Below are 439 nucleotides of genomic sequence, written 5' to 3'. Positions count from 1 at the left end.
GGTCTCGGACAGGCAACGGGTGAGGCATAAGCCGAACATGATGCCTGTGTTGTGTTGTAGCCAGTTTTTATACTATGTCCTCCGTAAACTCAATTTTGAATCTTGGTTTCAACTGTACTTTAAGCTTATAATTCCTTCCTGTTAACATTATTCTTTTTTCTGCTTTATTGTCACTAAGCACATTAAAGGAAGAGATGTTTTGCAGATTCATGTTAGCAATCTCAAAGTTTTCCTTTAACACTTTAAATGAGACTTCATTATAGGATGGTGTCATTGTGAAAGTAATTACTTCGTTTTCGGGATTGCTATACTTATAAGTTGATTGGTTATAATAAAAGGGAACATCAGCTACAGAGTCAAGCATATCCGGCTCACTCTCAAACACAGCCATTAATTCATATTCTTCTGGGTGTTCCATTTCTTAACTCAAATTTGCTAC

General features: G+C 36.2%; 1 protein-coding gene. It reads right to left on the bottom strand.

Features of this window, described 5'->3' with window-relative positions; all coding sequences use genetic code 11:
• Positions 1-67 precede the first annotated feature (67 nt).
• Entirely contained in the window at positions 68-418 is a 351-nt protein-coding gene (locus FJM74_RS22130) for a hypothetical protein (RefSeq protein WP_187264828.1), read from the bottom strand.
• Between the last annotated feature and the right edge of the window lie 21 nt (positions 419-439).

The organism is Pontibacter beigongshangensis (genome assembly GCF_014332515.1).
In the GTDB taxonomy this organism is placed as follows: Bacteria; Bacteroidota; Bacteroidia; order Cytophagales; family Hymenobacteraceae; genus Pontibacter; species Pontibacter beigongshangensis.
This window is presented reverse-complemented; position numbering and strand designations above follow the sequence as displayed.